Genomic DNA, 26,802 nt, shown 5'->3' with positions numbered 1-26,802 from the left:
CAGTTATGTGTACTGAGTTGGTGAGTGGTTAGTTGTATGTGCTGATTTAGAAGAGTTGCTGCCCCAAGCTGATGAGGACAGGTATCAACCCAAGGACTAGGAATGCGGGAAGGAAGCACACCGCCAGCGGTGCTGCGATGAACACGCCAGCGCGTTCCGCCCGCGCGGTAGCTTGTGCCGAGGCTTCGGCACGCAGCTGCGCCACCAAACGGTGACACCCAGTCGCCATGGCCGCACCCGATTCGCCGGACAGCTGCGTCAGTCGCACAAGTTCTTCCAAATGCGGCTGACTGGCCAGCGCCGACCACGCGGTACTCATAGGAACCCCCACCCCGATGAGCGCCGCTGCCTCCGACCACCGTGGCGAAGCTTCAGCGACAGCTAGCACGGCACTGCGCGTGGAGAGACCGGCCTCTAGGCACGCGGCGAAGAGCTCCAGGTCACTCGCAGCATCGAGCGGGCCGTATTCTGCCGCTGGGCCATCGCGCGGCGTCTTCGGGCGCGGTGTGCGCGACCCTGACTGGGCTATCCTCCCGGCTGGCGCAGCAGCAGTAATAGCGAGTGCTGCAGCCAGCAAGGCAGCGGATAAATACGTCACGACCATCACTGCGCTGCCTTCCGCAATATCAAGCGCGACCAGATGAATCCGGCGCACACGAGTGCCACGCCGACGTCGAGAAGCAGGCCACCGAGACCACCGCCAAGCAAAAGCCCCAAAGAATCCGCGCCCATCGCCCCGCCCATGAGGATGCCCGCCAGCGGCAAGCACGCCAGGATGACCGCGGTGGCCTGTGGCCCTTGCAAGGAGGCCGCGGTCTCACCGGCATGGCGGCGCGCGGTATCCAGCTGGCTTTGGGCCTGCTCAATGAGGCTCGCCAAGGCCACGCCATGGCGTCCGGAGAGCGTGAGCAACGCCGCGTAGCGCCTAACCTCCGGCGCGGTGAGAGCGACTGCGGGTTCCCCGCCCTGCGCCGCGAGGCCCGCTGCCGTGCTCAACACGGCACGGAGATTCTCCGGGGTGGAGTCTGGAAGAGCGTCGGCGCCCCGGCGAAGCGCGCCCGCCGTCGTCGATCCCGCCCGCAGTTCGGCCGCAACAGAGCCAAAGTAGGAGGCGAGCGCTTCAGCGCCGCGGCGCTCGCGCCGGGAAGCCGCAAGGTCGTTGGCAAACCACAACGCACAGGCCAGGATGCAGCCGGCCGCCACCACAACCGTCGGCCTTCCGAAGAAGACACAGCACCCGACCCCGAGGAAGAGCGCCCCGGGTGCCAGCGAGCGAGGCTTCGGCGATTCCAGCCGCGTCACCGAAGCAGGCTGTGAGAGCAAACACGCCGCTGCAAGGAATAGCCACATCATGGTTCCACCCCCAGCCGCGAGCACAGCTGCGCAAACCCAGGAAGGGGGCCGTCTTCGACCGTCCACACCAGCTGCGGTGTAACCGGGTTTCCCTCCAGCACGCCGAGGTGCGCTAGCCGACGCCCCTGCGGTGTGCGCTCCATCCCGAGGACCACGTGCACTGCGGCCGCAAGCTGCGAATGCAGCGCTACGCGGTCGAGCCCGCCGAGAGCGGCGAGTGCCTCCATCCGGGCGGGCACTTCATCAACAGAGTTTGCGTGCACGGTGCCCGCACCACCATCGTGCCCGGTGTTGAGCGCAGCCAACAACTCCACGACCTCCGCGCCGCGGATCTCCCCGACGACGATGCGGTCCGGGCGCATGCGTAGCGCTTGGCGGAGCAGGAGCGACATGGATATCTCGCCGCGTCCTTCCGCATTAGCCCGGCGCGAGACCAAGGTCACCACGTGCGGGTGATTGGGCGAAAGCTCCGGGGTGTCCTCGATGATAAGCAAGCGCTCGGTGGCGGGCACGCACCCCAGCAAGGCGGCGAGCAACGTCGTCTTGCCGGAGCCAGTCCCACCAGTGACCAGGAAGGATGCCCGCTGGTTAACCACGGCACGCAAGACATGCTCCAGGCTGGCGTCAATGCTCCCATTGGCCACCAACTCCCCCAGGCTGGTTTGCGCCTGGCGCAGCACGCGGAGGCTGATGCAGGTTCCACTTGCCGAAGGAGGAGCAAGTAGCGCGTGGAGCCGGATTCTCGTGCCATCGGGGCGGGTCAGGCGCCCATCGGCAAAAGGCTGCGCGTCATCAAGCCGCACGCCCGCCACCGCAGCCAGCCGTGTAGCAAGCTGGCGCACCTCGGCATCATCGCTAAAGCCGATGTCACGCGGCTGCAGGCCCTGCCCGCAATCAACGAAGCAGGAATCGGGGCCGTTGACAACGACATCGGTAAGGCCTGGCAGCGACAACACTGGTTCCAGCAGCCCCAGCCCCACGGAATCGTGGCGCAGACGCTGCAGGAGGTCAAGCACATCAACATCGCTGATGACGCCGGCTTCCTGACGAATACGCCGCGCCAAGGCCGGAGCATCGTGGGCAAGCTGCGGCTCGGAGGCCACGATGGTGCGCATCGTATCGAGCAGGCTCATGCCACGGCCTCCCAAATCTGGCGGGCCACCCGCGTCAGGGCGCGTGGCAGCTGCCACGGCAACCCACTCGTTTCTACCGTGCGGGTCAGACCACGGATGGTCGGCAGGTCAGCGATGGGATCCGCATGGGTGACCGTGGCAATGTCGCTGGAATCGAGGCCTGCCCACTGGCGGTGGCGCACGACGACGGAGCAGTCCTGCGGCCGGGCGCGAAGCTCTGCTACCAGCTGCGCGCAGGCGGCAGCCGCCCGCACCTCTGCGGCGGTCAGCAACACTACGTGATCCGCCGCATCGGGGATATCCCACGGAGGGCAGTCCACAACCACGGTCCCTGGGTATAAGCAGGCGGCCTGCATAATGGCCGCGCGCCGTGTCGTGCTCATCGCAACCGCCTCTGTGCTGGCCGACCTCGCAGCCGAGAGAACCGCGATGCCATCTGGGGTGGTGGGCAATGCACGGACGAGGTCTGCCGCATCAACCGCACCGGTCCCCGCAGCGAGATCCGGCCACCGCGCGCCGGGCTTGTTTTCAATGCCGATGAGCAAGTCGAGCCCTCCGGAATTGGGGCACGCATCAACCAGAAGGTCCGCGCCCGCCTCACGGGCCAGCGCCGCCGCCACCGTCGAGACCCCCAAGCCACCAGCGGAACCGGTCACCGCTACGGTCACGCCAGTGGACACCGTTGTCTCGGGACTGGTTTCTGTGGCGAGCGCACCTAGGAGTTCTTTGGATTGCGCAGGCAGGATAAAGGCAGCTGTGGCCCGGCAGCATAGTGCAGCTTCATAGTCGATCGGCCCCGGGTCGAGCGCCACAAAGTACACCCGTGGATGTCCCGCCACCAGGCGAGCTGTCAGCGAATCAGCCAAGACGGCATCCGCCTTGGGCAGGTGCCGGGAGAAGTCCCGCGGATCCTCCACAGTGCTCACTTCCGCAATACTGGCAGCGGCCGCGGATGCTGCCTCTGCTCGCAGTGTGGAGTCCCCAACGGCGATAACTAGGTGAAACGTGCTCATGCCTGAAGCATGCGCGAGGGAACCAACCGCGCGCTAGGGCTACCTAGCCGCCTGTGGATAACTCGGCTGTTTTCGCGTCATTCGCACCCATTTTGCTGACTCTTAAACAAAGTCACGGGGCTTAGGTACCGAATATTCACAGGGAACCAAAAACTTGCCTCTTAGGCGGGCCCGCCCTGAGTGCCCCAAAGCAAATACCCCCGAGCTGCGCTCGAGGGTATCGCAATAAGTGCGGTAGATAATGGCTTGGTTAGCCATTAAACTCGGGTGGTGAGTCTGAGACTCGGCCCGAGGGGCGCTTGCTTTTAGCCTGCGGCTATGGCGTTCAGCGCCTCACTTAAGAGTATCGTTGGCGCTTCAATTCTGTCAATGACCTCTCATGGCTTGTCTCAATCTTCAAAAGTGATGTACGGCAGTCACTGAAGTGACTCTCACCTAATGCAGCCGCAATACCTTTCGAAAGCCTGGCCTTTGGCGAACGATCTTCCAAGAAGGCCTCCAAACCCACGTCTTCGATCTTCTTTCGCGCATGGAAAACCGAACTAGCTAGCAAATCCGCCACCTGCAGAGCCGGACACGTCCGAGAATCCAGGCTAACCGCCGTTGCAAACCGCTTATTTCCAAATCTCTGATTGAGAGAATTCACCAGCGCATCTCCATAGGAAACCCCGACAGGAACATCAATGTGATCAAGCAGCACCACCCCAACCTCACGCCGAGTAACCAACCCCCGTAACAGCCGATCTGTCGGGAACAAATGCCCCTGCCACTGTTCTCGGCTACTCCATGGATCAAAATGTCTCTTGTCCAGAACAAAAGCACCAAACGAGCAGCCCGCGTTTACCGCTGTTTGAAAAATCTCCAGCAAAATAGGTCCAGAGTGTTTAGTGACTTTCGAAAACTTAATCTCGTCAGCCTTTGTGAAGTTGTGCTGCTCACGACATGCCTTAATCTCTCTCGAAAGGAAATCAGGATCCCCCGTTCGAACAGCCGCAACAACAAAATACTTCCCTAAAGTTCCTTTACTCCCTGCTTCATCAACAAAGTAGACGGTGCTTTCTGTAGCAAGTGACAAACTCACTTGAGGGGGGAACGGAACCTCCTCGGCGAGAGGAAGAATTTGAACGATAGCCTGTCACGACTGAGATTATATCGCCACGCCAAGACATTAAATACGAACAGTTTGATGGCGGAAAAATTAAAAAGGTGATGGCCCGCGCCTCGGGGGGGTGTGCGCGGGCCATCGGTAACCCGGCATCGGGGGGGTGCGCCGGGGCAGGCCGCACTGTATATCGGGGCCTTGCACATCACATTATGACATGCGAGGGAACAGATGACAACAGCGAGCGACAACATTCCTTGAGATCCCTAACACCGTGCCGATGCACTCCCGGTTCTGCCTGCTAAGAGGCTACGATGAGCAGGGTAACTCGCACAATGACGGCAGGCCTTCCTCGATGACCGGTACCCCTTTTCCCACTGACGGCGCCACCCGCGCGGCCGCGTTCTTCGACTTGGACAAGACGATCATTGCCACATCCTCGGCGTATGCCTTCGGCCGCGAATTCATGCACAACGGCCTCATCACGCATGCGGAAGCACTCCAGCTGTCTTTAGCCAAAGCAAGTTACATGCTGGCTGGACACAGCAGTGAGCACATGGACACCACCCGCGATCAGCTTGCCGCCATGGCCGCCGGCTGGTCCGTTCAGGAGGTCCACGACATCGCGGTGGAGACCATGCACACAGTGGTCACCCCCGCCATTTATGCGGAGGCACGCGCGCTTATCGACGCCCACCGCGCCGCCGGCCACGAGGTGGTGATCATCTCGGCGTCGGCAAGCGTGCTGGTCGAGCCCATCGCACAGGAACTGGGCATCGAGCACGTTGTGGCCACCGAGCTCGCCGAGGAAGACGGCCGGTTCACCGGAGAGATACTGTTTTATTGCAAAGGTGCAGCGAAGGCCGAAGCCTTGGCCCGCATGGCCGTACAGCTCAACGTCGATCCCGACGCATCCTTTGCCTACTCCGATTCCGCCACAGACATCCCGATGCTGGAGCGAGTCGGCCACCCCGTTGCCGTGAACCCGGACCGCCTATTGAAGAAGCACGCCATCGCCCACGACTGGGAAATCCGCACGTTTAAGCATCCCGTACCGCTCTTCACCGCACCCAGCGCCCGCGAGTTCGGTATTGGCTCGGCGGTCGTGGCCGGCATCGCTGCCCTCGTGGTCGGTGGTGTTTTCTTTGCGCGGCAGCAGCTGCGAGATTAGGCCGCTTGCGCGATGCCGTCGGCTTCGCGGGCGCCGGCCTCCCAGGCGTCGAGAAGCAGCGTGATAAGTGCCGCCGGATCCTTGTCATAGGTGTCCAGTGCCGCACGGTAGTCCGCGCGGTGCCGGTTGAGGTAGGTCTCGGGCACGGCGAATCCCCGCGGATCGAAGCCGGTATGGATGGCAGCGGTGCGCGCGGCGACGAGCGCCACGGCGGTGCTGCGCGCACCGAACAGAGAGCGCGCGGCGATCTCCGCGTGCACCACCACCGGCAACAAGCGGTCAAAATCCACCCCGGCCCCGCGCGTGATGAGCTGCGCCAGCGCCTGCGCCACCGCCGGCCCCTGATCCGGGTGGCCCGCGCCGCCCGCCGCGACATCAATGCTGGCCAAGACCTGCAGCGGGGCCCGTGCGAAGGTCCGCACCGTGGCGGCCTGTTTTTCGGGGGCAAGCAAAGAATAGGCACTGACCGCGGGCGGGATCCCGTCAGCCTCAAGCGGCGCGCCGTCGATCGCCGCGGCCGCCCGCGCACCGCGCAACAGCGACTCGGAAGAAATAACGTCATACTTGCGCAAGCCCGCGGGCCGGCGGTGTACGCGCGCTATCGCTGCGGCAGCGGAACCGGCTTTGTCCTCCACCCCAGAAAGGGCCATCAGCGGGGTCAGCGGGTCAGAATGCGGCATACCCATTACAATAACGCCGTACCCACTTTGCGGGCCGCACCACATGAACTCTGGAAAGTTCATTACTATGGCCGATATAGATTGCGACAAAACAGTAGGAGTATTAAACCGTGAGCAACGACGGACTATTCACTGACGGGTCCAACAAGTTCGCCCCGAAGGTAGACAGCATTCCCTTGAGCGATGCGGATACCTCCCGCCGTGGCGAGGCATCCATCGGCCAGCTCGTATCCAACGCCACCGAGCAGATGTCCCAGCTGGTTCGCTCCGAGGTCGAGTTGGCCAAGACCGAGCTCGCTGCTTCTGCCAAGAAGGGCGGCATCGGCGCGGGCATGTTCGGTGTGGCTGGCACCGTGGCGCTGTATAGCTCCTTCTTCTTTTTCTTCTTCCTGGCGGAGCTGCTGGCCGTATGGCTCGACCGCTGGGCGGCCTTCCTGATTGTCTTCCTCATTATGGTTGTCTTGGCCGCCGTCGTGGCCTTTATCGGCTTCAAGCAGGTCAAGCAGGTCAAGGCCCCGGAGAAGACCATCCAGTCCACGAAGGAACTCAAGAAGCTGGTTCCGGGTAAGGCTGAGAAGTCCATCGAGCGTGGTCTCTACACCTAAACCCTCAGGGTCCTTTCTCTCTCTTTACAGCCCCGCCCCGAGCACATGCGTTCGGGGCGGATTTCGTCTATCTACCCTCCCCCTTCGAAAGGCCCGCCCCTATGAATCCCCTACCGCCCTCCGTAGTGGAGCTTGACGGCCCCTTTGAGCACGAGTTCCTGCACACGCGCGGCATCCGCCTGCACGCCGTCACCGCCGGCAACCCGGATGACCCGCTGGTGCTGCTACTCCATGGTTCTTTCGGCGGGTGGTTCGACTTCCGGAATGTCATTGCCCCGCTTGCCGACGCCGGCTTCCACGTCGCCGCCCTCGACATGCGCGGCTTTGGCATGTCTGACAAACCGCCGCTCGAACCCGGCCAGGATATCCGCGTGGCGGTTGGCGATGTCAGTGGTGCCATCCGCGCATTAGGCCACGATGATGCCTACCTGGTTGGTGCGGATACCGGTGGTGCGGTGGCATGGGCGCTGGCGACCGAGCGGCCCGAGCGGGTACGCGGGCTGGTTTCTGTTTCGGCAGCACACCCAACCGATTTGCGCCGCGCCATCGCCGCACGCCCCTGGGATTTCGGGTGGGTTCTCCTACGCGCGGCGTTGTGCCGCCTGGGAAAGATCGGCGCCCCCAGCCTCCTACTGCGGGAAGATACCTATCACCGGGAGATGGATCTCGACGCCCTCGGATCCTTCAGCGGCGCCGAGCGCGCGGAGGCCCTGCGCTTGCGTGTGGCCTCCTCACGTATTGGAAACGTCCGCCGCGGAATCATCTGGAACCACCGACTGCGCACCGCCGTGGTTCCGCTGAGTTGGCTCGAGCTCAGCGTGCAGTGTCCGACGCTGTTCATTCATGCCGATCAGATGTTGTGGCGGCCGGTAGCCCGGCGCGCGGCGCGACGCTGCCATGGGGGCTTTACCGCCACCACCATCCCCGGCGCCAAGAACCTCCCCTACCTTGAGAACCCTCACGGTTTTACCCAGACCATCACTCAGTGGCTGCGAGATAGGTAACATTCACTCCCCCTTCGTGTCCCACCCCTCTCAGGGGGATGGGACTTTTTTCATTCTCCAACAAAACCGCAGGTCAGGAACAAATACCTACCGATCTATAGCTTTCATTGCAGGACATATTTTTCGATTCCTTGTATATGAGGCGCGCCACGCGGTAGCTTCATAACAAACCAACACCACAGGTTTTCTACATCTTTCGCACCACGGAGGTCTAAGACCCACATGACGCTCAAGAAGACACTTGCTGCTCTCTCTGTCGCTACCCTGCCGCTCACCCTCGCGGCCTGCGGTGGCGATAACTCCGGTTCGGACTCTGCTTCCGGCTCCGCATCCGGTGACGGAATCGTCACCGTCAACGGCTCCGAGCCGCAGAACCCGCTCATCCCGGCCAACACCAACGAAACCGGTGGCGGACGCATCGTCGATTCCATCTACGCCGGCTTGGTCTACTACGACGGCGACGGCGAAGCCCAGAACGAGCTGGCTGAATCCATCGAGCCGAACGATGACAACACCGAGTTCACCGTCAAGCTCAAGGAGTCTAAGTTCTCCGACGGCTCCCCGGTCACCGCGAAGAACTTCGTGGACGCCTGGAACTACGCCGTGGCCAATGACCAGCTCAACGCTTCCTTCTTTGCCAACATCAAGGGCTTCGAGGAAGGCGTGAAGGAGATGGAAGGCCTCAAGGTCGTCGACGACCACACCTTCACCATCGCACTGAACAGCCCGGAGCAGGACTTCCCGGCACAGCTGGGCTACTCCGCGTTCTACCCGCTGCACGAGTCTGCCCTGGAGGACATGGATTCCTTCGGCCAGAACCCGATTGGTAACGGCCCGTACAAGCTGACCGAGTGGAACCACAACCAGGACGCTACCGTCGTTCCGAACGAAGAGTACAAGGGTGGCCAGACCCCGCAGAACGACGGCATCAAGTTCGTCTTCTACGCCTCCCAGGACGCGGCCTACGCCGACCTGCTGGCAGGTAACCTTGACGTCCTCGACGCCATCCCGGACGCCGCCTTCGACAAGTACGAGACCGACCTCGGTGACCGCGCTGTGAACCAGCCGACCGCCGTGTTCCAGTCCTTCACCTTGGGTGAGAACCTCGAGCACTACTCCGGCGAGGAAGGCGTCCTGCGCCGCCAGGCCATCTCCCACGCTATCAACCGCGAGGAGATCACGGACATCATCTTCAAGGGCACCCGCACCCCGGCCAAGGACTTCACCTCCCCGGTTATGCCGGGCTACTCCGAGGACATCAAGGGCAACGAGGTCCTGAAGTATGACCCGGAGAAGGCTAAGGAGCTGTGGGCTGAGGCCGACAAGATCAACAAGTGGGACAACCCGACCCTCGAAATTGCCTACAACTCCGACGGTGGCCACAAGAGCTGGGTGGATGCAACCACCAACTCCATCAAGAACACCCTCGGCATCGAGTCTGTCGGCGCTCCGTACCCGGACTTCAAGTCCCTGCGCGATGAGGTGACCAACCGCACCATCAAGACCGCCTTCCGCACCGGCTGGCAGGCAGACTACCCGAGCCAGGCCAACTTCCTTGCTCCGCTGTACAAGACCAATGGTTCGTCCAACGACGGTGACTACACCAACCCGGAGTTTGACAAGCTTCTCGACGAAGCCCTGACCTCCACCTCCGAGGAAGACGCAATCAAGAAGTACACCGCGGCCCAGGAAATCCTGTTCAAGGACCTGCCGGCCATCCCGCTGTGGTACTCCAACGCCACCGGCGGCTACTCCGAGAACGTCGACAACGTCGTCTTCTCCTGGAAGTCCCAGCCGGTGTACTACAACATCACCAAGAAGTAACGCCACCTTTGCTACTTCGCACGACCCCCGCAACCTCCGTGAGCGGGGGTCGCCCCACGTTTTCACCCCCGAAGTGTGATTAGAAACGCGCTATAGATTTCCCGGAGCGTGGGATCACACATTAGAATTCTCGTAAGCTTTGACCTGCGTCCCAAAAATCGGAGAACGCTGGCAAGCACCTGCCCCACAATGAGTAAAGGACCACACTATGCTGCGCTATATCGGGCGCCGAGTGCTCCAGATGATTCCGGTGTTCTTCGGAGCCACCCTGCTCATCTACGCGCTCGTCTTCTTGATGCCCGGCGATCCAGTCGAAGCCCTTGGCGGTGACCGCGGCCTCACCGAGGCTGCCCGCGCCCGCATTGAGGCGGAATACAACCTCGACAAGCCGTTCATCATTCAGTATCTGCTCTATATCAAGGGCATCTTCATGTTGGACTTCGGCACGACCTTCTCCGGCGTGCCCGTGACCCAGGTGATGGCTAATGCCTTCCCGGTTACCGTGAAGCTCACCGTCATGGCGATCATTTTTGAATCCGTCTTCGGCATCCTCTTCGGCGTCTTCGCCGGTATGCGCCGCGGCGGCTTCTTCGATTCCACCGTGTTGGTCGTCTCCCTGCTCGTCATCGCCGTGCCCTCCTTCGTTATTGGCTTCGTCTTCCAGTACCTCGTAGGCATTAAGTGGGGCGTCCTGCCGGTTACCGTCGGCGCTAACGCCACGGTGAAGTCCCTTCTCATGCCGGCCATGGTGCTCGGCGCGCTCTCCCTGGCCTACGTCATCCGCCTGACCCGCCAGTCCGTGGCTGAGAACCTGCGCGCCGACTACGTGCGCACCGCCCGCGCCAAAGGCCTGTCCAACGGCGCGGTGACCCGCCGTCACGTGCTGCGCAACTCGCTGATTCCCGTGGCCACCTTCATCGGCGCCGATATCGGCGCACTCATGACCGGCGCCATCGTGACCGAGGGCATCTTCGGCATCAACGGCGTCGGCGGCACCATGTACCAGGCCATTCTGCGCGGTGAGCCGACCACCATCGTCTCCTTCACCACGGTGTTGGTGATCATCTACATCATCGCCAACCTGCTCGTTGACCTCCTGTACGCCGTACTTGATCCGAGGATTCGCTATGCCTAATTTCGAGAAAACCACTCCCTACCCGGGCCAAGAGCACTTCGTCTCGGAAACCGATGAAACGGGTCTCGGCGCGGTCGACGCCGTCAAGGATGAGTCCGCTCCCTCCTCTCAGTGGGGCGAAGCGTGGCGCTACCTGCGCCGCCGCCCACTGTTCTGGGTCGCTGCCGTGATGATTCTCGTGGCAGTCCTCCTGGCTATCGCACCGGGTCTATTTACTAGCACCGACCCGCGCCTGTGCGAACTATCCAGGTCCCTCGCCCCCGCCGAGCCAGGCCACCCCTTCGGCTTCAACCGCCAGGGTTGTGACATCTATGCCCGCGTGATCTACGGTGCGCGTGCTTCGGTCGCCGTCGGCATCCTCACCACGCTGCTCGTCGTGGTGCTTGGTTCAATGATCGGCGCTATCGCCGGCTTCTTCGGCGGCTGGATCGACTCCGTCCTGTCCCGCATCACCGACATCTTCTTCGCCATCCCGCTGGTGCTCGCCGCCATCGTGGTTATGCAGATGTTCAAGGAGCACCGCACCATCATCACGGTGGTCTTGGTTCTTGGCCTCTTCGGCTGGGTCTCTATCGCCCGCATCACGCGCGGCGCGGTAGTCTCCATCAAGAATGAGGAATTCGTGCAATCCGCGCGCTCCATCGGTGCGTCGAGCTGGCGCATCCTGTTCAGCCACATCCTGCCGAACGCGGCCGCGCCCATCATCTCCTACGCCACCGTGGCGCTGGGTACCTACATCGTCGCCGAGGCCACCCTGTCCTTCCTGGGCATCGGCTTGCCGCCGACGTTCGTGTCCTGGGGCGGAGACATCTCCGACGCGCAGGCCTCCCTGCGTGTTGCCCCGGCAGTTCTGTTCTACCCGGCGGGTGCCTTGGGCCTGACCGTGTTGAGCTTCATCATGATGGGTGACGTCGTCCGCGATGCACTCGATCCGAAGGCGAGGAAGCGTTAATGACTAACCCACTTCTTGAAATGAAGGACGTTCGCATCTCCTTCACCACGTCGACCGGCGTGGTTGAGGCAGTGCGTGGCGTCAACATGTCCATCTACCCGGGCCAGTCCGTGGCCATCGTGGGCGAGTCCGGTTCCGGTAAGTCCACCACGGCGATGTCCATCCTGGGCCTGCTGCCGGGCACCGGCAAGGTCACCGGCGGCCAGATCCTCTTCGAGGGCGAGGACATCACTCACTACAACAACAAGCAATTCGAATCGCTGCGCGGCGACAAGATTGGCTTGGTCCCGCAGGATCCGATGTCCAACCTGAACCCGGTGTGGCGCATCGGTACGCAGGTCGAGGAATCCCTCAAAGCTAACAACGTGGTGGAGGGTTCCAAGCGCCACGAACGCGTGGTGGAGCTTCTGGAGGAAGCCGGGCTTCCCGACGCCGAACGGCGCGCCAAGCAGTACCCCCACGAGTTCTCTGGTGGTATGCGCCAGCGCGCGCTCATCGCAATCGGCCTGGCCGCCCGCCCGAAGCTACTCATCGCCGATGAGCCCACCTCCGCGCTGGATGTAACTGTTCAGAAGACCATCCTGGACCACCTGGAGCATCTCACCGAGGAGCTGGGCAACGCCGTTCTCTTCATTACCCACGACCTTGGTCTGGCGGCCGAGCGCGCCGAACACCTCATCGTGATGCACCGCGGCCGCATCGTTGAGTCGGGCCCGTCGCGCGAGATCCTGCGTTCCCCGCAGCACCCTTACACCCGCCGCCTTGTCAAGGCCGCCCCTTCCCTCGCCTCCTCCCGCATCCGCGCGGCCAAGGAAGCTGGCGTGGAGGCCAAGGAGCTCAAGTCGGGCGAGGCTATCGGCGCCGACGTTGAACCTGGCGCCATCACTGCAGATTCCACTGGCAGTTCATCTGCCGAAGAGCAAGCCCCAGTGATTTCGGTTCGCAACCTCACCAAGGAATTCGACATCCGCGGCCAGCGCGGCGGCAAGAAGCTCCTCAAGGCTGTCGACGATGTCTCCTTCGACATCCGCCGCGGCACCACCCTGGCGCTGGTGGGCGAGTCCGGATCCGGCAAGTCCACGGTGGCCAACATGGTGTTGGGCCTGCTAGAGCCGACCTCCGGGACCATCGAATTCGAAGGCCGCGATACCTCGAAGCTATCGAAGCAGGAACTCTTCAAGCTCCGCCGCAAAATGCAGGTGGTCTTCCAGAACCCCTATGGCTCACTGGATCCGATGTACTCCATTTACAAGTGCATCGAGGAACCCATGGCGCTGCACAAGGTGGGCTCGCGCAAGGAACGCGAGGCCCGCGTGGCCGAGCTCCTCGACATGGTCTCCATGCCTCGCTCCGCCATGCGCCGCTACCCCAACGAGCTCTCCGGCGGCCAGCGCCAGCGCATCGCCATCGCCCGCGCGCTCGCGCTGCGCCCAGAGGTCATCGTCCTCGACGAGGCCGTTTCCGCCCTGGACGTGCTGGTGCAGAACCAGATCATCCAGCTGCTTGCGGAGCTGCAGTCTGAGCTCAGCCTGTCCTACCTCTTCATTACCCACGACCTCGCAGTGGTCCGCCAGACTGCCGACGACGTGGTAGTGATGAAGAAGGGCCAGGCCGTCGAACAGGGCACCGCCGACGATATCTTCGAAAACGCCCAGCAGGAGTACACCCGCAACCTCATCAACTCGGTTCCGGGTATGCACCTCGATATCGGCACGGATATCTAGCTCAAGCGCGCCGACTACCCGTCAACCTTGCTGTGGTTGGCGGGTTTCGCCTTTAAGGGCTTAAGGATCCTGCCGTGGCTGCCCCTGTTGTATCCGGCGGTGACTGAAGCGCAACCTGGGATCGCCGATATCCCCGTCAGTGTGGCTTTGTCTGACGGGTGCTTCTATCGGGAGCGCCTTTGTCGCAGGTTACCGGCGCTTTTTGTGTTTGGTGGCTGGGGTGTTAGCTGCTGTCGGGTGGTGGGTCCGGTGGCGGGTCTGGTGGTTGTCCTGCTTGTTCGGCGGCGAGTCTGGCGACTGCTTCTTGGTATTCGGGCATCGCGGTGATTGGTGTTCCCCAGGGTGGGATGAAGCTGACCCCGGTGTTGAGGCGGTACATGTAGCCACGCCCGGTAGGCCTTAAAGGGTCATCGTCGTTAATGCCGTTGTGGTAGGCGCACAAAAACGTCAGGTTCTTGATGTTGGTGTAGCCACCAGCCTGCCAGGGCACCAAATGATGGATTTGGCAGTAATCAGCTGGTTTATTACACCCAGGCCTAGAACACGTGTGGAATTCAGCGTGCAGGGTGAGGCGTTGGTTGAAGTTTGCCCCGCGCTCTAAGCGCCAGGTGTTAATGGGTCCTTCAATAGGGTGCACGATGGTGGCGTAGCCTATTTCGGCGAACTTGTGGGTGAGGAATTCTGCCCCGGTCATGCGCCCACCGTTGGTGAGGTTGAGCTCGATCTCGTCCCCGTCACCGTTAATGATCTGGTCCAACTCATTCAGGGTGACGATGACTTGGGTGCGCACCGCCGGTTTGGAACCAGTGCCCTCTTTGAAGAAGACGTCGTTGGCGGCTTGAAGCAGGTCGGTGTTGTTGGTGGATTCGAGTACTGCGCGCATGTTGGCAATCGTGGTGGCATCATCGGTAATCGAGAGCGTGTTGGGGCCTTGCTCTCGGTAGGTGATGCGCACGCCTGGTTTGGCGGTTCTTTTACGTGTGAGTTCTTTAAGCCGTGCTGTGGCAACGGCTCGGATGCGGTGTGCGGGTGTGGCGGTAAGTCTGACTCTCAGGTTCCAGGCGTCGAGGGTTTTCTTTACTTTTGAAACATAGGTTTCAATCAGTGTGAGGGTGCTCAGGCTGTGGCGTTGTTGAAGCGCTGCGTGGCGGGCTTTGCGTTGTTTTCCGCTAAAGCGGGTGGGGCCGAAGTACACCTGGTGCAGGCCTGCGAGTTCGGTGGCGTCGGCTGGGTCGGCGCCGAGCGCGCGGAGCTCGTCGGGTGTGCCAGGTATATGCTCCACCAGCGCAATCCCCGAGTTGCGGAGGCGGAGGTAGGTTTCGATATCCCCCATGGGCACGAAGATTAAACCAGCACCCGCAACCCCGCAACCGGAGAGAAGAAAATACCTGGTGTTAGCCGACGCAGGAGCCGGTTGGGGTGGCGTCGACAAGCTGCGTAACGTCACCCACGTGGCCGCGCACCTCGTCCGCGGTGAGTGCATAGCCCGTATCGGAATCCTCCACGGAAGCACCAAACACAACGCCGAGCACCTGGCCCTCCGGGTTGATCATCGGGCCGCCGGAATTGCCCTGCCGGATGCTGCCGCGCACCGTGTAGGCATCGCGCTCCACACGGCCCGTGGAATAGATATCCGGCCCCGCGATGGTGAGGCGATCCCGCACTCGCGCCGGTTCTGCAGTAAAGGGCCCCGACTGCGGGAAGCCCAAGACGATGGCATCATCCCCCGTCACAGCCGCTTGCTCCGCCCACGGCAAAGGCTCCAAGCCCAACCCGGGGCTATGCAGCACCGCAATGTCCACATCCGAGTTGTAGTACACCACGTGCGCCTCCTTGAGCCCGAGCACAGTATCGAGGTGAACCTTATCCGTGCCGGCCACGACGTGGGCGTTCGTGATGACGTAGTCCGGTTCCGTAACAAAGCCCGAGCCCATCAGCCGGCGCGAGCACGCCTCCGCATCACCCAGCACGTGGATTACGGAAGGCCGCACGCGTTCCGCGAGCTCAGGGTCCTCGATGTTCACTGCGGGAGCATCCACCTCCACATCGGCACCGGAACGCTCCCACGGAGACACCAGCGGCGGCAGCCCAGACTCGTTGAGTAGTGCTGCGATACCGTTCGGCAGCGCCGCTAGGCGCGAGGGTGCCGCTGCATTGAGCGCGCTGAGCACGTGCGACTCACGCAGCGCCTGCCCCGGCCGGCCACCCAGGTTGGATGCCAAGGGCAGGGAAACCAACCAAATCACCACGATGGCCGCCACCGCCTGGAATACCGCACCAATTGAGGAGTCCACGCGCTGCCCCGAGCGGGTGCGCATGCGGTCCCGCAACGCCATGCCAAGCGACGTCCCCACCAGCTGCCCTAAGCCCACCAGCAGAATGAGCACGCCGACAGCCAACAAGAAGCGCACGGCGGCTTGGTCCGCCAAGCCCATCGCCAGCGGGGCAACCACGGTTCCCAGCACCAGCCCCGCAATGATTCCCACGGCGGCGAGGACCGCTGCCAAGGCGCCCTGCCGCCAACCCACGCGAACAGCGAGGAGCACGGCAACCACGATCAGGATGTCAACAGCAAGAGACACAGAGGGAATGCTTTCTTAAGGGCTAAAAGGGGCAGAAACTAACCTATCTTCTCATTATTCAAGGAGCGGTTGAGTGATTCACGCAGATCGTGAACCATTTTCTTATCCCATTCCACGCTCCAGCCCGCATGATCCATCAGCCCAGACAGCACTCCCGCGGTAAAGCCCCACACCAGGTAGCCCCGCGTCCGAAACGCCGGCCCCTTCCAGCGGCCAAATCCCACCATCATGCGATTCGTGGGATCCGCCAGCTCCCGCAAAGGGACGGTGAAGACATCATCGGTTTCCGCGGGGCTCGCCGGCCACACGTCACCCGGTTTATGCCAATACGCCAGGACCGGGCTCACGGTATTGCCGGTAGCTGGGATATCCAGCTTGCCCCACTGTTCAAGGGGTGTGACGGCGGAGCGGTCGAGGCCGGTTTCTTCTTCGGCTTCGCGCAGGGCGGCGTCGACAAGCGAGGCGTCCTCCTCGTCCTTGCGCCCACCGGGGAAAGCAATCTGCCCGGAGTGCGAGCGCATCGAGGGCGAGCGGTGCGTAAGCAACACCTCACCGTCTGCGAAGCTTTCGCCCTTCAAGAGCACCAACACTGCCGATTCACGCCGGCGCTTGGCGGCCGGGACATGCCGAATGAGGCGTTCTTGGACCTTGTCTGTATCAACCCCGAGCGCCGGGCGCAGCCACTCCGGGGCGTGAGCAGGAAACAGGCGGCTCACTGAAGAACCTCCTCGACGGCCGCCTCCAATTCTTCGGCGGAGCTAAACGGTTTGATGAACTTCTCTTCCACCTTGCCATCGCGCACCACGAGGGTGATGGGGATGACGCCCGGCAGCCCGAGCTCGCCAGCGAAGGTCCCATCCTCGTCCTGGTAGCTGGGGATGTCGACCTGCAGGTCACTCAAAAGCGCAGCACCGTTGGCGGCGTTCGCATCCGCATGCACGCCGACGACATTCCACGTCGAGTGCGAGCGTGCAAGGTCTTCGAAGAAGGGCAGCTCCGTGCGGCACGGCTCGCACCACCATGCCCACAACGTGACGATCTGAACGTTCTTGGCCGCCGCGGTACCGGCCGCTCCTAAGCAGGGAAGGTCCACCCCAGCAATGGGCCCCTCGGGGCACTTGGGACGCTTGGCTACTTCTTGCTCCTGCGCCTCGGGGACGGGGACCTCCGGCTCATCATCCTCAAGGAGATTCACCACGCCGACGAACGCGAGTGCCGCCAGCGCAACAATGGCTGCGATGCTGACCTTCACGTATCCGGGCCACCGAGAATATTGGCTCATTGCTCCACCTTAACCCCGCGACGGGCACCATGGGGCGAGCACGCAGGCCGTGCACTTCGGCTTCCGGGCGGTGCACACGCGCCGCCCATGGAGGATGAGGCGGTGAGAGAATACGGTTTGTTCCTCTTCGGGCACGCGCTTGGCGACGTCCCTCTCAATCGCCCGCGGCGTCTTCGCCTCGGTCAGACCGAGCCGCTGACTCAGTCGCGTGACGTGGGTATCCACGGTGATTCCCGGCAGCCCAAAGGCATTTCCCCGCACCACCAACGCGGTCTTGCGGCCGACGCCGGGCAGCGAGGTGAGCTCGTCGATGCCGCGTGGTACCTGCCCGTCGAAGTCCGCGACGAGCTTTTCACCGATGCCCAACAGGTGGCCGGCCTTCATGCGCTGAAAGCCGAGTGGGCGGAGAATGCGCTCAAGGTCGGCGCGGTCCGCGGCGGCATAATCCGGTGCGGTGGGGTAGGCGGCGAACAGCTCCGGGGTGACCTGGTTGACGCGGGCATCCGTGCACTGTGCTGAAAGCACTGTCGCTACGAGTAGCTCAAGGGGGTTGGTGAAGTCTAGTTCACAGTCGGCATCGGGATATTCGTCCGCGAGGGCGGTACGAATATGGGCAACACGCGCTTCCTCGGTATCATCGTCATGCTGTGCAAAAAGGTCAGGGGACATAGAAATAACTCTAGTGACGGAAGTTAGAATGGAAAGCATGATTTCGCTCGTTGTCCTCGTCCCGCTGTGCCTCGCTCTGTTTGCCATTCTCATGGAAAAGCTAGAGGCAACGGCCTTCGAGAATTAAACAGATTAGTAAAGGCATGTGACTATTTTTCCCGTTGGTGGAAATAGTGACTAATTGCACTGTATGATGTTATGCAGTGCCTCGTGGCGCACTGGAGACTAGGTGCGTCAAAATAGACCAAACCAGCTTGCGTCCAAGTGTTTTCCTCGCTGCGCAGGCTTTAAGGAGTAACAGTGGAAGGCGTACAGGACATCCTCTCCCGCGCTGGCATTTTCCAGGGCGTCGATCCGGTAGCAGTACAAAACCTCATCGAGCAAATGGAAACCGTCCGTTTCCCGCGCGGCACCACCATTTTCGAGGAAGGAGAGCCGGGCGACCGCCTCTACATCATCACCTCGGGAAAGATTAAGCTTGCTCGCCACGCCCCGGATGGCCGTGAGAACCTGCTGACCGTGATGGGCCCGTCCGATATGTTCGGTGAGCTTTCTATCTTCGATCCGGGCCCGCGCACCTCGTCTGCTGTGTGCGTCACCGAGGTCACCGCCGCCACGATGAACTCCGAAATGCTCAAGCAGTGGGTGGCTGATCATCCGGCGATTGCGCAGCAGCTGCTGCGCGTGCTGGCCCGCCGTCTGCGTCGCACCAACGCCAACCTGGCGGACCTCATCTTTACCGATGTTCCGGGCCGCGTGGCCAAGACCCTGCTGCAGCTGGCTAACCGCTTCGGCTCGCAAGAGGGCGGTGCACTGCGCGTGAACCACGACCTCACTCAGGAAGAGATCGCCCAGCTCGTCGGCGCGTCCCGCGAGACCGTCAACAAGGCGCTGGCCACCTTCGCCCACCGCGGCTGGATTCGCTTGGAAGGCAAGTCGGTGCTCATCGTCGATACCGAGCACTTGGCTCGCCGCGCGCGCTAGGTCTTAAAGGCCGAGCCAGCATATGCCGCCTCCGGGCGGCTGTGGCCCAATGCAAAATCCCCCGAGAATTTCTCGGGGGATTTTCCTATGCGGTGTTTTAGTTCTGAGCCGCGAGGTACTTCAGCGCAGTGCGCGTGGATTGCTCGGCGGCGTGGCGAAGGACCGGGTCTACGTCGTCGTACATCTCATCGACGAGGGTCTTAACGTCAACATCCTCACCAAGGCGCCCGCGGACCTCTTTAATCTGATCCAAGCGGTGGTGGCGGCGGTCAATGTACTTGCGGGCAACCGCGGAGGTGTCCTCCAAGTCCGGGCCATGCCCCGGGAAGAGTGCTACATCCTTGCCGCGCTCTTCGAGAAGGTCCAGCGTCTTCAGGTAGGCACCCAAGTCACCATCGGTCTCAGACAGGAGCACGGTGTGACGGCCAGCGATGGTATCACCGGTCAGAATTCCCTCCAGGGTGGAGTGCTTAGCCTCTTCGGACCATACGAAGAAGCAGGTGGAATCCGCAGTGTGGCCAGGGGTATGGACCACCTCGAGTTGCGGGGTGATGCCGTCGACGGTGATCACTTCGCCGTCGACAAGCGCCTCCGCGCCGTTGCAGTAGTTCGGATCGAACGCGCGAATCGGAGCGCCGGTGAGCTGGCGCAGACGCTGAGCGCCCGAGGCGTGATCATCGTGGCGGTGAGTGAGAAGGATCAGTGCTACCTCGCCCGCTTTCGCGGTCACAACGTTGAGATGACCCTCATCCTCTGGGCCTGGATCGACCACAATGGCGCGAGAATCTTCTCCGGCGCGAATGATCCACGTGTTGGTGCCTTCCAAGGCGGTGTAGCTGGGATTATCGCACAGCACAACACCGACGGACTGGCTCACGGGACGCAATTGGCTATATGCAGGATGCTCCATGGTTCTAACCCTATCCGATTACTCAGCGATTTCTACGATAACTTCGATCTCAACGGGGGAATCCTTCGGAAGGACCGCTACCCCCACTGCAGAACGCGCGTGAACACCGGCATCACCAAAGACCTCCCCGAGGAAGTTCGAGGCACCGTTGATAACCGCGGCCTGATCCGTAAAGGATGGAGCCGAGGCGACGAAGCCGACCACCTTCACCACGCGGGTGACACGGTCGAGGCCCACGAGGCCATCGATGGCAGCCAACGCGTTTAGCGCGGCCGTGCGCGCCAGCTCCTGCGCCTTCTCGAGGTCCACTTCTGCGCCAACCTTGCCGGTGGCAGGCAATTCGCCGCCCACGACGGGCAGCTGACCGGAGGTCCATACCTGGTTTCCTACCTGGATGGCCGGGATATAGGACGCGAGAGGAACAGCGACGGAAGGCAGCTCGACACCGAGTTCTTCCAAGCGTGCGAGGGCGCCCATTAGGACTCCTCCAGAGGGCGCTTGAAATAGGCGACGACATTCTCCGGGTTCATGCCCGGGGTGATAGTGACGAGCTCCCAGCCGTCCTCACCCCAGGAATCGAGGATTTGTTTCGTCGCGTGTGTAAGAACCGGCGCGGTTGCATATTCCCATTTAGTCATGGGCCCAATGCTACTAAATACCGATGAGTTCGCCACCCTCAGCAAGGTAATGCGCCCAGCTGGTGATGTGCGGATTTTTACGCAGAAGGGCGCGGCGCTGGCGCTCCGTGAGGCCGCCCCACACACCAAACTCCACGCGGTTATCAAGGGCATCCGCGCGACACTCGTTCAGCACCGGGCAGTGGCGGCAAATCACCGCGGCCTTACGCTGCTCTGCCCCTCGCACGAAAAGCGCATCGGGGTCACCGTTGCGGCACTTGGCTTGGGTAACCCACTCACCACGCTCGGAGGTTAACGAGGCATTCTTTACCATTGCGGACCGTCCTGCACCTTTGACACTGACTGCCATGGCTAGGTAACTCCTTCCAAGTTCCCCCCGTCGTAGTGGAAGATCGTGAATAACCCTCAACCCGACGGAATATTATGTACCATTGGTAAGTCTATTCACAGACCGGTATACCTGTCTAACAGGTCACACTTTAGGGGGGTCTCCCGGTTGTCGCCCTAAAGCACTAGTGTGTGGAGGGTGACTGTCATCAAATCCCTGGGAAAGCTCGTCCTGTCCACAGCACTGGTCGGCATCCTCATCGCGCTAGCCATCGCCCCCGTCGCCGGCGTCAGTGGCGTTGCCGTTGCTAGGACGAACGAAACGATGCAATCGGACATCCAGGATCTCACCAGCGGGGATACCCCCGGCGTGAGCACCATCTTGGATGCCAAGGGCAACCCCCTTGCCTACATCTACGAACAGCGTCGCCATCCCGTACAGCCGGATGAGATCTCCGACGCTATGAAGCAGGCAGTTGTGGCCATCGAGGACCGCCGCTTCTATGAGCACGAAGGTGTCGATCTGCAGGGCAACGTCCGCGCTTTGTGGACCAACCTGGCAGCGGGCGGCGTCTCCCAGGGCGCGTCCACGCTGGATCAGCAGTACGTGAAGAACTATCTCCTCCTCGTCAACGCCACCACGGATGAAGAACGCCAAGCCGCAACCGAGCAATCCATAGCCCGCAAGCTGCGCGAGATGCGCATGGCGACGGATATCGACGCCAAGCTTTCCAAGGACGAGATCCTCACCAACTACCTCAACCTCGTGCCCTTTGGTAACCACTCCTACGGTATCGAGGCCGCCGCCCGCACCTATTTCGGCTCCGATTCCGCGCACCTCACCGTGCCGCAGGCAGCGATGCTCGCCGGCATGGTGCAGTCCTCGGAATACCTCAACCCCTATACCAACGAGGAAGGCGTGCTCGAGCGCCGCAATGTGGTGCTCCAAGCTATGGTCGACACCGGCTCTCTATCCCAGGAGGACGCCGATGCCTATGCCCAAGAACCCCTTGAGGTGTTGGATAGCCCCGCCACGCTGCCCAATGGCTGCATCGGCGCGGGAGATCGCGGTTTCTTCTGCGACTACGTGATGGACTACCTCGCCGATAAGGGCATAGACCGCGAGCATCTAGCGCGCGGTGGCCTGACCGTGAAAACCACCCTTGACCCCGACGTCCAGGACCAAGCTCTCAACGCAGTACGCAGCCACACCGCCCCGGATACCGAGGGCGTGGCGGAAGTCATGAACGTGATCAAGCCGGGCACTGATTCCCGCAAGGTCCTCGCCATGGTGTCCTCGCGCACCTACGGGCTCGACCTGGCCAACAACGAAACCCTCCTGCCCCAGCCCAATTCGCTGGTGGGCAACGGCGCCGGCTCGGTGTTCAAGCTCTTTACCGCCGCGGCCGCCTTGGAATCGGGCTATGGCATCAAAGACAAACTGGCAGTGCCCAAGCGCTACGAGGCCGAAGGCCTAGGCTTCGGCGGCGCTGAGAACTGCCCACCCAACAAGTACTGCGTGGAGAACGCCGGCAGCTACGCCTCCACGATGACTATGCAGGACACTCTCGCCTACTCCCCCAACACCCCCTTCATCCAGCTCACTGAGCAGCTTGGCGTCGAGCGCATCGTCGACATCGCCGTGAAGCTCGGCCTGCGCTCCTACGAGGAGCCCGGCAGCTACGACGGCGAATCCTCCATCGCCGACCACATTAAGGACTCCAACCTGGGCTCCTTCACGCTCGGCCCGACGGCGGTGAACGCGCTCGAGCTTTCCAATGTGGGCGCGACGGTGGCGTCGGAAGGCATGTGGTGCGAGCCGAACCCCATCGAGGAGGTCACGGACTCCCACGGTAACGAGGTGTACCTCAAGCACACCCCGTGCGAGCGCGCAGTGGGCAAGGAAGTTGCGAAGGCGCTGGAAAACAACATGACCGCCGATACTGAAAAGGGCACGGCGGCCGATTCTGCGCGTGCTGCGGGCTTCAGCGGTAAGGCCGCCGCCAAGACCGGTACCACGGAGTCCAACCAGTCCTCGGCATTCCTCGGCTTCAACTCTGAGGTTGCTGCCGCGCCGTATATCTACAATGACGGCACCACCACGAGCCCGCTGTGCACCGGGCCCGTGCGCCAGTGCGCCAACGGCAACCTCTTCGGTGGCAAGGAGCCCGCATCAACGTTCTACACCATGGCCGCGCGCGTTCCCGATGCACTGAAGGGAACGGTGCCGGACTACGACCGCGCTTATGATTCGGGCACGGTATCGCCGCTTATCGACGGGCTGAAGGGCAAGTCCGAAAGCCAAGCCCGCTCCGCTCTGGAGAAGGCTGGCTACGTGGTCAAAACCACCGAGGTTCCCGCGCCCGGCGTGGGCTACGGCAAGGTGGTTCGTGTCATCACCGGCGCATCCGGCACTAAGAAGGGTGCGGAGGTAACGCTGCAGCTTTCCGACGGCTCCGCTGGCGACTCCGCAAGCTCCGGCACCTCTGGCTCCAGCTACTACACCCCGTCGGCGCCGAGCGGCAACGGCGGTGGCACGGACAATGGCCAGCCGGCTACTCAGTCCGACCCGCTGTTCTCCCAAGAGGATGTCGACCGCTTGACGAACGACGTGCGGGATTTCTTCGGGCTTTAGCGCAGAGCGCTAAAGCGTAAAAACGGGCTACAGCGTGACAAGGAGCTAGAGCGTAAACGAGCTAGAGCGTGACAAGGAGCTAAAGCGTAAAACGGGCTACAGCGTGGGCGCTAGCGCTCCTGCGCTAACACGCTAGTTGAGGGCAGCCTTGACCGCGGTGGACAGGCGCTTTCCGTCAGCGCGACCAGCGGCCTTGGCGGTGGCGATCTTCATCACGTTGCCCATCTGCTTGATGGTCACCGGCTCGCCGGAGTCCTTCTCAACCTCGGCGATGGATTCAGCGACGAGGGAGTTCAGGGCGTCGTCGTCAAGCTGCTCCGGCTGGTAGGCCTCGAAGAAGGGGACGTCGACAAGCTCTGCCTCCGCCAACTCGGGGCGGCCGTTTTCCGCGTAGACCTCTGCGGACTCGCGGCGCTTCTTGATCTCACGGGCGATGACCTTGAGGATGTCCTCATCGGTGATCTCGTGGCGGGAACCAGTAGTTTCCTCCGCTTGGATGGCAGACAGCAGAGAACGGATGGCGCTCGTACGGGCCTTGTCCTTGGCCTTCATCGAGGTCTTGAGGTCAGCACGGATAGTTTCTTTCAACTCACTCATGCCCTTCAATCTACGCCTGCCGGCCAGGTAGTGTGGTGAAGGTGAAGATTTTCCCTGTTCTTGGCGGACTCGCCGCCGCCGGCCTAGGCGTTGCCGCGTGGGCGCACTCAGAACTCACCAAGTTTGAGCTCAAGGAGTACACCCTGCCGCTGCTGGAGCCCGGTACGCTGCGCGAGGAGTCCGAGTTCCGTATCCTGCACGTGTCCGACCTCCACATGATCCCGGGCCAGCGCGCCAAAATCGAGTGGGTCTCAGGCCTCGATGCCCTTGACCCGCACTTGGTGATCAATACCGGTGACAACCTCTCCGACGAGCGCGCCGTACCCGAGGTCCTCCGCGCCCTTGGCCCGCTGCTGAGCCGCCCGGGGATGTTCTGCTTCGGCACCAACGACTACTGGGCGCCGCGCATCCCGAACCCCTTCAACTACCTGATTGGGAAGAAGAACGAACCTTCCTACGTGAACCTGCCCTGGAAGGGCATGCGCGCGGCCTTCCTGGAACACGGCTGGCACGACGCCAACCAGGCCCGCGTGGAGTTCAAGGTAGGCGATGTCCGCCTCGCTGCCGCCGGCGTGGACGACCCACACCACGATTTGGATGACTACTCCGAAATCGCCGGCGCCCCCAACGAGGATGCCGACCTCTCCTTAGCACTACTGCATTCCCCGGAACCTCGCGTCCTGGAGAAGTTCGCCGCCGACGGCTACCAGCTGTCCCTGTCCGGACATACGCACGGCGGCCAGCTCTGCCTGCCTTTCAAGGTGGCGGGCTCGCGCTCCATCGTGACCAATTGCGGCATCGACCGCGTTCGCGCGGAGGGCCTGCACCGATTCGGAGAAATGTACATGCATGTCTCCAACGGGCTGGGCACCTCCAAGTTCGTTCCTTTCCGCCTCTTCTGCCGCCCGTCCGCCACGCTGCTGCGTATCACAGAGAAGGCCGCCTAGGAATACCCCCTCCACGCTGCCGTTTTGTCCTTTCAGGCTGGGGTGCGTTACAGTATTCCGGTACCGCTTAGAGCGAGACACCGGGATATGGCGCAGCTTGGTAGCGCGCTTCGTTCGGGACGAAGAGGTCGCAGGTTCAAATCCTGTTATCCCGACCATTAAACCCGCAGGAAACTGCGGGTTCTTTTCGTTTTTAAGCTCGGCCCCGGAGTCTCTAAAGCAACCCTAAAGCGGGGCTTAAGGCCTAAAGCCTCTAAAGCGGCACAAAGACCCGGGACACGAAGAAAAATCCTTCATCAGTTACTACATACGCAAGACCATACTTCGTTCCACTCCTGTAGCCTTTTTCGTACTTGTCTGCTTGCTTCTCCAAAGGCCCCTGCAATTCAGAATGCGTCTTGCCGGAGGTAGGAACAAACAGTACGTCCACGGTTAAGAGTCCCGCGTGACGCCTTTCCAGATAAGTCGCTGCCCGCATTTCTTTCAGCCCCTGGGGAAACGCGGTATCTGAGAAAACGCGAGAGTCACTAACGAAATAGGCTAGCCTTTCCGCTTCATTGCTTTCTTCCTGTGAACGAGTACCGCCCGCAGATTCAATTCTTTGGCGAACATCCATTTCATACCGCTGCGCAATCTCTTTGGTTGCGCGGTAAGAGTTGGCTACGCGGAAAGGGTCAGTCTTCGATTGACCAGTTAGGCTCGAAAGCAGTGAAGACTCAGAAGACATGGATGAGAGATTGGCCAGCGGTGATTGCGCGGCGGCCAGAGGAGAACCACACAAAGTAAATGCAAGCGTGGCGGCGATAGCGCCTGAGTGAATCTTGTTCATACCCAAGACAGTACGTTAGCCATTGCTTTTCAACTGGTGTTTTGCTCATGATCTTAAGCATTCATCATCACAAAGGTTTGGGAGTTTTGCCCAACATGACTGACCATTACCCCCACAGCGAATACCCAGCACGTCTCCAGATTTCGGTTTAGAATCCTTTCTTATCTCTGCTCTCTCGAAAGGATTCTTCGTGTTCTCTCTGCACTCTTTACGAGGCGCTGCACATAAAGCTTGTGCAGTTCTCGCCGCCGTAACACTCACCGCCGCCGTCTCACCTACTGCCCTGGCGCAGTCTTCTTTCTCCAGCAGTTCTTCCAGCGGGCGGATTACCACACCTGCTAACCCGAATGACGGCAACTTTCAGTTCCCAGATTTCCCTTCCTTCCCGGACAACCCAAGGCGGCCAAACCCACCTTCCGGTGATAACGGGACCTGGAATAACCAGGAACGCTCAAACTACCAAGAACGCAACGTGAATGGCGTGCGCACCTGCACCTATGAGTACTCGGTGTCTGAGACTATCAACGGTCAACTCACCAAGAGCCACCGCGAAAAAATCACCCGCCACGGGTCCGATTGCGACCTCGAATGGCCAGGCCGCCCTGCTGAGCGACCAAAGAACCAACCGTCCACGCCAAACCCGCCAGTTACCAAGCAGGTCAAACTGACGCAAGGCGATCGTGTGGTTCTTCAACGCCCCGACGGA

Annotated in this window: 28 protein-coding genes and 1 tRNA gene; 12 read left to right on the top strand and 17 right to left on the bottom strand. The window is 61.6% G+C overall.

The genetic code is table 11. The annotated features are described in order from the left end of the window. Nucleotides 1–46 precede the first annotated feature (46 nt). From QKE52_RS04090 to QKE52_RS04070, 5 genes are all read right to left on the bottom strand, one after another. Nucleotides 47–604 carry a type II secretion system F family protein gene (locus QKE52_RS04090; RefSeq protein WP_293775359.1) on the bottom strand — a complete coding sequence of 186 codons (558 nt, stop codon included), beginning with the start codon at nucleotides 602–604 and terminating at the stop codon, nucleotides 47–49. After that, nucleotides 604–1,353, bottom strand: coding sequence for a type II secretion system F family protein (locus tag QKE52_RS04085; RefSeq protein WP_102234627.1), 750 nt, complete (start codon nucleotides 1,351–1,353; stop codon nucleotides 604–606). Before QKE52_RS04085 ends, QKE52_RS04090 begins: the two co-directional genes overlap by 1 nt. Next, nucleotides 1,350–2,468, bottom strand: a complete 1,119-nt coding sequence (locus tag QKE52_RS04080; protein WP_293775358.1) for a TadA family conjugal transfer-associated ATPase — start codon at nucleotides 2,466–2,468, stop codon at nucleotides 1,350–1,352. Before QKE52_RS04080 ends, QKE52_RS04085 begins: the two co-directional genes overlap by 4 nt. A gap of 14 nt (nucleotides 2,469–2,482) precedes the next feature. Then, entirely contained in the window at nucleotides 2,483–3,499 is a 1,017-nt protein-coding gene (ssd, locus tag QKE52_RS04075; RefSeq protein ID WP_347948215.1) for a septum site-determining protein Ssd, read from the bottom strand. Nucleotides 3,500–3,836: 337 nt separating this feature from the next. Further along, on the bottom strand, nucleotides 3,837–4,580 hold the full coding sequence (locus tag QKE52_RS04070) for a DUF3800 domain-containing protein (RefSeq protein WP_128081848.1): 744 nt from the start codon (nucleotides 4,578–4,580) through the stop codon (nucleotides 3,837–3,839). Nucleotides 4,581–4,956: 376 nt separating this feature from the next. On the opposite strand from QKE52_RS04070, the gene QKE52_RS04065 reads away from it, so the two are divergent. Next, complete coding sequence (locus QKE52_RS04065; protein ID WP_046647878.1) at nucleotides 4,957–5,772, top strand: HAD family hydrolase; 816 nt, start codon at nucleotides 4,957–4,959, stop codon at nucleotides 5,770–5,772. On the opposite strand, the gene QKE52_RS04060 is transcribed toward QKE52_RS04065, so the two are convergent. After that, entirely contained in the window at nucleotides 5,769–6,458 is a 690-nt protein-coding gene (locus tag QKE52_RS04060) for an oxidoreductase (RefSeq protein ID WP_347948214.1), read from the bottom strand. The two genes, QKE52_RS04065 and QKE52_RS04060, sit on opposite strands and share 4 nt — an antisense overlap. Nucleotides 6,459–6,562: 104 nt before the next feature. Here QKE52_RS04060 and QKE52_RS04055 point away from each other — a divergent pair, with 104 nt between their 5' ends. From QKE52_RS04055 to QKE52_RS04030, 6 genes are all read left to right on the top strand, one after another. Next, on the top strand, nucleotides 6,563–7,057 hold the full coding sequence (locus QKE52_RS04055) for a phage holin family protein (protein WP_046647879.1): 495 nt from the start codon (nucleotides 6,563–6,565) through the stop codon (nucleotides 7,055–7,057). A 101-nt stretch (nucleotides 7,058–7,158) separates the two neighbouring features. Beyond that, the gene (locus tag QKE52_RS04050) at nucleotides 7,159–8,061 is read left to right on the top strand and encodes an alpha/beta hydrolase (RefSeq protein WP_347948213.1); all 903 of its coding nucleotides are present in this window, start codon (nucleotides 7,159–7,161) and stop codon (nucleotides 8,059–8,061) included. 222 nt (nucleotides 8,062–8,283) lie between these two features. Beyond that, on the top strand, nucleotides 8,284–9,885 hold the full coding sequence (locus QKE52_RS04045) for an ABC transporter substrate-binding protein (protein ID WP_347948212.1): 1,602 nt from the start codon (nucleotides 8,284–8,286) through the stop codon (nucleotides 9,883–9,885). Between the two features lie 208 nt (nucleotides 9,886–10,093). Next, nucleotides 10,094–11,020 (top strand): ABC transporter permease, encoded by a 927-nt coding sequence (locus tag QKE52_RS04040; RefSeq protein ID WP_049157864.1) that lies wholly within the window; start codon nucleotides 10,094–10,096, stop codon nucleotides 11,018–11,020. Then, nucleotides 11,013–11,972 carry an ABC transporter permease gene (locus QKE52_RS04035; protein WP_049157862.1) on the top strand — a complete coding sequence of 320 codons (960 nt, stop codon included), beginning with the start codon at nucleotides 11,013–11,015 and terminating at the stop codon, nucleotides 11,970–11,972. The genes QKE52_RS04040 and QKE52_RS04035 overlap by 8 nt, the downstream gene beginning before the upstream one ends. Beyond that, the gene (locus QKE52_RS04030; RefSeq protein ID WP_102234552.1) at nucleotides 11,972–13,696 is read left to right on the top strand and encodes an ABC transporter ATP-binding protein; all 1,725 of its coding nucleotides are present in this window, start codon (nucleotides 11,972–11,974) and stop codon (nucleotides 13,694–13,696) included. Before QKE52_RS04035 ends, QKE52_RS04030 begins: the two co-directional genes overlap by 1 nt. A gap of 223 nt (nucleotides 13,697–13,919) precedes the next feature. Here the strand turns inward: QKE52_RS04030 and QKE52_RS04025 are convergent, their stop codons facing one another. From QKE52_RS04025 to nth, 5 genes are all read right to left on the bottom strand, one after another. After that, complete coding sequence (locus QKE52_RS04025; RefSeq protein WP_052750538.1) at nucleotides 13,920–15,029, bottom strand: HNH endonuclease signature motif containing protein; 1,110 nt, start codon at nucleotides 15,027–15,029, stop codon at nucleotides 13,920–13,922. A 61-nt stretch (nucleotides 15,030–15,090) separates the two neighbouring features. Then, entirely contained in the window at nucleotides 15,091–16,278 is a 1,188-nt protein-coding gene (locus QKE52_RS04020; protein ID WP_046647884.1) for a MarP family serine protease, read from the bottom strand. Between the two features lie 38 nt (nucleotides 16,279–16,316). Next, on the bottom strand, nucleotides 16,317–16,994 hold the full coding sequence (locus QKE52_RS04015; RefSeq protein WP_070547185.1) for a CoA pyrophosphatase: 678 nt from the start codon (nucleotides 16,992–16,994) through the stop codon (nucleotides 16,317–16,319). After that, on the bottom strand, nucleotides 16,991–17,560 hold the full coding sequence (locus tag QKE52_RS04010; RefSeq protein WP_046647886.1) for a TlpA disulfide reductase family protein: 570 nt from the start codon (nucleotides 17,558–17,560) through the stop codon (nucleotides 16,991–16,993). The genes QKE52_RS04015 and QKE52_RS04010 overlap by 4 nt, the downstream gene beginning before the upstream one ends. A 9-nt stretch (nucleotides 17,561–17,569) precedes the next feature. Then, a complete protein-coding gene (nth, locus tag QKE52_RS04005; RefSeq protein ID WP_246819888.1) occupies nucleotides 17,570–18,229 on the bottom strand; it encodes an endonuclease III in 660 nt (219 codons plus the stop codon). 300 nt (nucleotides 18,230–18,529) lie between these two features. On the opposite strand from nth, the gene glxR reads away from it, so the two are divergent. Next, a complete protein-coding gene (gene glxR / locus QKE52_RS04000) occupies nucleotides 18,530–19,213 on the top strand; it encodes a CRP-like cAMP-activated global transcriptional regulator GlxR (protein ID WP_046647888.1) in 684 nt (227 codons plus the stop codon). 97 nt (nucleotides 19,214–19,310) lie between these two features. Here glxR and QKE52_RS03995 read toward each other — a convergent pair whose 3' ends face one another. The 4 genes from QKE52_RS03995 to QKE52_RS03980 are packed head-to-tail and all read right to left on the bottom strand — an operon-like array spanning nucleotide 19,311 to nucleotide 21,074. Then, nucleotides 19,311–20,123: an MBL fold metallo-hydrolase gene (locus QKE52_RS03995; RefSeq protein ID WP_046647889.1), complete on the bottom strand. Its 813-nt coding sequence runs from the start codon at nucleotides 20,121–20,123 to the stop codon at nucleotides 19,311–19,313. A gap of 18 nt (nucleotides 20,124–20,141) precedes the next feature. Beyond that, complete coding sequence (locus QKE52_RS03990; RefSeq protein ID WP_046647890.1) at nucleotides 20,142–20,600, bottom strand: RidA family protein; 459 nt, start codon at nucleotides 20,598–20,600, stop codon at nucleotides 20,142–20,144. Next, nucleotides 20,600–20,761, bottom strand: a complete 162-nt coding sequence (locus tag QKE52_RS03985; protein ID WP_010189965.1) for a DUF4177 domain-containing protein — start codon at nucleotides 20,759–20,761, stop codon at nucleotides 20,600–20,602. The genes QKE52_RS03990 and QKE52_RS03985 overlap by 1 nt, the downstream gene beginning before the upstream one ends. A gap of 13 nt (nucleotides 20,762–20,774) precedes the next feature. Continuing rightward, nucleotides 20,775–21,074 (bottom strand): WhiB family transcriptional regulator, encoded by a 300-nt coding sequence (locus tag QKE52_RS03980; RefSeq protein ID WP_046647891.1) that lies wholly within the window; start codon nucleotides 21,072–21,074, stop codon nucleotides 20,775–20,777. Nucleotides 21,075–21,287: 213 nt separating this feature from the next. Between QKE52_RS03980 and QKE52_RS03975 the strand changes: the two genes are divergently transcribed. Continuing rightward, the gene (locus tag QKE52_RS03975) at nucleotides 21,288–23,723 is read left to right on the top strand and encodes a transglycosylase domain-containing protein (RefSeq protein ID WP_347948211.1); all 2,436 of its coding nucleotides are present in this window, start codon (nucleotides 21,288–21,290) and stop codon (nucleotides 23,721–23,723) included. 132 nt (nucleotides 23,724–23,855) lie between these two features. Here QKE52_RS03975 and QKE52_RS03970 read toward each other — a convergent pair whose 3' ends face one another. Next, on the bottom strand, nucleotides 23,856–24,320 hold the full coding sequence (locus QKE52_RS03970; RefSeq protein ID WP_046647893.1) for a GatB/YqeY domain-containing protein: 465 nt from the start codon (nucleotides 24,318–24,320) through the stop codon (nucleotides 23,856–23,858). A 41-nt stretch (nucleotides 24,321–24,361) separates the two neighbouring features. Between QKE52_RS03970 and QKE52_RS03965 the strand changes: the two genes are divergently transcribed. Together QKE52_RS03965 and QKE52_RS03960 are read left to right on the top strand one after the other, a co-directional pair. Next, complete coding sequence (locus QKE52_RS03965; protein ID WP_070509590.1) at nucleotides 24,362–25,267, top strand: metallophosphoesterase; 906 nt, start codon at nucleotides 24,362–24,364, stop codon at nucleotides 25,265–25,267. A gap of 81 nt (nucleotides 25,268–25,348) precedes the next feature. Next, a tRNA-Pro gene (locus QKE52_RS03960) sits at nucleotides 25,349–25,425 on the top strand. Between the two features lie 95 nt (nucleotides 25,426–25,520). Here QKE52_RS03960 and QKE52_RS03955 read toward each other — a convergent pair. Beyond that, nucleotides 25,521–26,096: a hypothetical protein gene (locus QKE52_RS03955; RefSeq protein WP_347948210.1), complete on the bottom strand. Its 576-nt coding sequence runs from the start codon at nucleotides 26,094–26,096 to the stop codon at nucleotides 25,521–25,523. A gap of 190 nt (nucleotides 26,097–26,286) precedes the next feature. Between QKE52_RS03955 and QKE52_RS03950 the strand changes: the two genes are divergently transcribed. Continuing rightward, the coding region (locus QKE52_RS03950) for a hypothetical protein (RefSeq protein ID WP_347948209.1) at nucleotides 26,287–26,802 on the top strand (516 nt) is incomplete at its 3' end.

The organism is Corynebacterium sp. c25Ua_47 (assembly GCF_039907205.1).
Lineage (GTDB): Bacteria > Actinomycetota > Actinomycetes > Mycobacteriales > Mycobacteriaceae > Corynebacterium > Corynebacterium hiratae.
The sequence above is the reverse complement of the archived record's forward strand: the minus strand, read 5'-3'. Positions and strand labels throughout refer to the sequence as shown.

Excerpts from the sequence above, each read along its gene's own strand:
- QKE52_RS04090 (WP_293775359.1), bottom strand. The coding sequence starts at position 604 with ATGGTCGTGACGTATTTATCCGCTGCCTTGCTGGCTGCAGCACTCGCT.
- QKE52_RS04085 (WP_102234627.1), bottom strand. The coding sequence starts at position 1,353 with ATGATGTGGCTATTCCTTGCAGCGGCGTGTTTGCTCTCACAGCCTGCT.
- QKE52_RS04080 (WP_293775358.1), bottom strand. The coding sequence starts at position 2,468 with ATGCGCACCATCGTGGCCTCCGAGCCGCAGCTTGCCCACGATGCTCCG.
- ssd (WP_347948215.1), bottom strand. The coding sequence starts at position 3,499 with ATGAGCACGTTTCACCTAGTTATCGCCGTTGGGGACTCCACACTGCGA.
- QKE52_RS04065 (WP_046647878.1), top strand. The coding sequence starts at position 4,957 with ATGACCGGTACCCCTTTTCCCACTGACGGCGCCACCCGCGCGGCCGCG.
- QKE52_RS04060 (WP_347948214.1), bottom strand. The coding sequence starts at position 6,458 with ATGGGTATGCCGCATTCTGACCCGCTGACCCCGCTGATGGCCCTTTCT.
- QKE52_RS04050 (WP_347948213.1), top strand. The coding sequence starts at position 7,159 with ATGAATCCCCTACCGCCCTCCGTAGTGGAGCTTGACGGCCCCTTTGAG.
- QKE52_RS04045 (WP_347948212.1), top strand. The coding sequence starts at position 8,284 with ATGACGCTCAAGAAGACACTTGCTGCTCTCTCTGTCGCTACCCTGCCG.
- QKE52_RS04040 (WP_049157864.1), top strand. The coding sequence starts at position 10,094 with ATGCTGCGCTATATCGGGCGCCGAGTGCTCCAGATGATTCCGGTGTTC.
- QKE52_RS04035 (WP_049157862.1), top strand. The coding sequence starts at position 11,013 with ATGCCTAATTTCGAGAAAACCACTCCCTACCCGGGCCAAGAGCACTTC.
- QKE52_RS04030 (WP_102234552.1), top strand. The coding sequence starts at position 11,972 with ATGACTAACCCACTTCTTGAAATGAAGGACGTTCGCATCTCCTTCACC.
- QKE52_RS04025 (WP_052750538.1), bottom strand. The coding sequence starts at position 15,029 with ATGGGGGATATCGAAACCTACCTCCGCCTCCGCAACTCGGGGATTGCG.
- QKE52_RS04010 (WP_046647886.1), bottom strand. The coding sequence starts at position 17,560 with ATGAGCCAATATTCTCGGTGGCCCGGATACGTGAAGGTCAGCATCGCA.
- nth (WP_246819888.1), bottom strand. The coding sequence starts at position 18,229 with ATGTCCCCTGACCTTTTTGCACAGCATGACGATGATACCGAGGAAGCG.
- QKE52_RS03995 (WP_046647889.1), bottom strand. The coding sequence starts at position 20,123 with ATGGAGCATCCTGCATATAGCCAATTGCGTCCCGTGAGCCAGTCCGTC.
- QKE52_RS03990 (WP_046647890.1), bottom strand. The coding sequence starts at position 20,600 with ATGGGCGCCCTCGCACGCTTGGAAGAACTCGGTGTCGAGCTGCCTTCC.
- QKE52_RS03985 (WP_010189965.1), bottom strand. The coding sequence starts at position 20,761 with ATGACTAAATGGGAATATGCAACCGCGCCGGTTCTTACACACGCGACG.
- QKE52_RS03980 (WP_046647891.1), bottom strand. The coding sequence starts at position 21,074 with ATGGTAAAGAATGCCTCGTTAACCTCCGAGCGTGGTGAGTGGGTTACC.
- QKE52_RS03970 (WP_046647893.1), bottom strand. The coding sequence starts at position 24,320 with ATGAGTGAGTTGAAAGAAACTATCCGTGCTGACCTCAAGACCTCGATG.
- QKE52_RS03955 (WP_347948210.1), bottom strand. The coding sequence starts at position 26,096 with ATGAACAAGATTCACTCAGGCGCTATCGCCGCCACGCTTGCATTTACT.